1 protein-coding gene is annotated in these 3,054 nt (G+C 61.5%); it reads left to right on the plus strand.

Features of this window, described 5'->3' with window-relative positions; all coding sequences use genetic code 11:
• Positions 1–416 precede the first annotated feature (416 nt).
• Positions 417–3,054 (plus strand): Tn3 family transposase (locus tag OC446_RS29850; RefSeq protein WP_262032512.1); only part of this gene is annotated, 2,638 nt, incomplete at its 3' end.

Raw genomic sequence — 3,054 nt, forward strand, 5'->3', positions numbered from 1 at the left:
TGGCCATGAGTGGACACGATCCGGTCCCAGCCCGCGGCCATCACGCCCCGCTTACTTCCTTACCGAAACTTGTCAGGCTGCTGGATTGGAGCGATCGGTGTTGCCCCCGCTGCTTTCAAGAAAGCACACTAGGGCAAAGAGGGGCCAGCGCAAGATCTGTTCCTGATTATACGCTAAGATAGAACGGATCGGGAACTCGCCTTTCCTCTCCTTGACGATCCCATCGTCTGGCGCCGTGCGCAGTTACTGGGAGGTAGCAGCCCGGTGCTCTCGGCGATTAGCCAGAACCCTGCTGGTAACGATACCCAGAACGTAACGTGTGGATACGCAGGGCAGCAGCTGTACGGGGTTCGTAGATCCCGCACCAATGTCCGGCTCCTCAGGAGCGATTGAGCCGACAACCTGCGAGGTGATCGATGGCGCGCCGGAATCTCTTAACCCCTGCCGAACGCCAAGCCCTGCTCGGCATACCAGACGACGAGGAGAGCCTGATCCGGCACTACACCTTGTCTCCGCAGGATCGGCTGCAAGCCGAAGTCCGGCGCCGCCCTCATAACCAGCTCGGCTATGCGGTCCAGCTGTGTATCATGCGCTATCCGGGCCGGGTCTTGGCTATGGACGAAGACCCGCCCGCCGCGGTGGTCACCTACGTGGCCGAGCAGCTGGGCATCCCCTCGGAGGTGTTCGCATCCTATGCACGTCGTATCCCAACGCGGTTTGAACACAGTCACCGCTTGGGGAAGTACCTAAGCGTTCGGTCCGCAACACGGGAGGATCGTCGCGCTGCCCTTCTGGCGGCCGTTGAGGCGGCCAGCACAACTGACCTCGGTGTACCGATCATGACCGCCGTTGTCAGCGAATTTCGCCGACGGGGAGTTCTACTCCTGCCGGATGCGGCGCTCGAGAAGATCGGCCTCGCCGGCCGTGCCATTGCCCGACAACGGGCGGAAGCTGCTCTTTTGGACGGGCTTTCGGTAGACCAGACGGAGCAGCTCGAAGCCTCCCTCATGGTCGACCCCGCCATCCAGCAGACCCGGCTTGCGTGGCTACGATCGGCTCCAGATGCCCCCAGCGCCGACAATCTGATTGGCCTCATAGACCGTCTGACGTTTGTTCGCGGGTTGGCGATCGATCCCCAGCGTCAGGCTCGGATTCATCCCGATCGATGGACCCAGATTGTGCGAGAAGGCGATTTGACGCCCGCGTGGCTGGTGGCCGACTTCGGCGCTCGCAGGAGACGAGCCACCCTTGTGGCTCAAGCCATTACCCTCGAGCAGACGCTGACGGATGCCGCAGTCACGATGTTCAACAAGCTGATCGGACGGCTCTTCGCACGAGCCAATACTCGGCGCAAGAAACGGTATGTTGAGGCTCAACAAGATACAACCAAGGTGCTGCGCCTGTTCCGGGACACCCTGCGAGCTCTCGTTGTCGCCAGCGACACGGGCCGAAATGCCATTGATGTTCTCGATGATGAAGTCGGGTGGCACCGCCTGTTGCAGGCCCAACCGGAAGTCGAAGCCATGGTGCGGGATGCTGATCCCGATCCGCTCCTCCTGGCAGCAGAGCGCTACAGCACCGTCCGCAAGTACACGGCGCGGTTCCTAGAGACCTTTACGTTCTGCTCGTCACGCAAACATGATTCATTGTTGGCTGCGATCGGGACGCTCAAGACTTTGAAGGCCGCGAGCCGGCGCACCCTACCCGAGCGCGTGCCCGTCGGCCATCTCAGCACCAAGAGCCGGAAACTGATCTTTGGAGACGCTGGGCCAGATCGCCGCCTGTACGAGATCGCAACATTGGCCGTGCTCAGAGACCGGTTGCGCTCCGGCGACATCTGGGTTGAAGGCAGTCGCGCCTTCCGGCCGATGGATGAACAGCTGATGCCGAAGCCGGCCTTCGCCGCCCTGAAAGCATCGGACGATCTCGGGCTCGGTGTGCCACAGGATGCCATCAGCTATCTGAGCGAGGCACGACAGACGCTGGACTTCAACATGAAGCGGCTTACCTACCGCGCCCGCAACGGCAAGCTGGAGGGCGTCCGGCTTGAGGCCGGACAGCTCGTCGTTACTCCTCTGCCCGGCGACGTGCCAGCGGCGGCCGAGGAGTTGAAGTGGGAACTTGGCGACATGTACCCGCTGATCGAGGTACCTGATCTCCTGATGGAGGTTCATAACTGGACCAAGTTTGCCGATCAGTTCACCCACATCCGTACCCAAGAGCCGCCACGCAGCATCCCGGCTATGCTGGCCGGTGTTCTGGCTGATGCAACCAATCTCGGCGCCAGGCGCATGGCAGCTGCCTCGAAAGGAGTGAGCCCGCAGGAGATTACCTGGAAGCGGATCTTCCATACGCGACCGGAGACGTACAAGCTGGCGCAGGCCTGCATCACCGACGGGCACGCTCAGCACCCACATGCCCTGCTCTGGGGAGACGGGTCCACAGCCTCATCGGACGGGCAGTTCTTCCAGGCGAGCGATCGTGCCGGGAAGCGTGGTGACATCAACCTGCATTACGGTAGCGAACCCGGTTCGAAGTTCTACAGCCACTTATCCGATCAGTACGGCTACTTCAGCATCCTGCCGATCAGCGCTACCGAGAGCGAGGCTCCCTACGTACTGGATGGCCTGTTTGATCACGAGACAGAACTCGACATCCAGGAACACTTCACGGACACGGGCGGCGCGAGTGATCACGTGTTTGGCCTCTTCGCCCTGACGGGCCGGCGGTTTGCTCCGCGGCTGCGCAATCTTAAGGACCGAAAGCTCCATACCTTCGAGAAACCGGAGACCTATCCTGCGCTGCAAGAACACATTGGTGTGCCGATCAACACCAGCCTGATCATGGAATACTGGGACGACCTCCTTCATCTGGCGGCCTCGATCCAGACACGCACGGTCGCTCCCTCGACGATCCTCAAGCGGCTTGCCGCCTTTCGCAATCCCAGTCAGCTGGCCCGCGCTCTACGCGAACTCGGCCGCCTCGAGCGCACGCTGTTCATGATCGAGTGGTATTCGGACCCTGCTCTGCGGAGGCGTTGTCAGGCTGGCTTGA

The organism is Microvirga sp. Mcv34 (assembly GCF_024519725.1).
GTDB lineage: Bacteria > Pseudomonadota > Alphaproteobacteria > Rhizobiales > Beijerinckiaceae > Microvirga.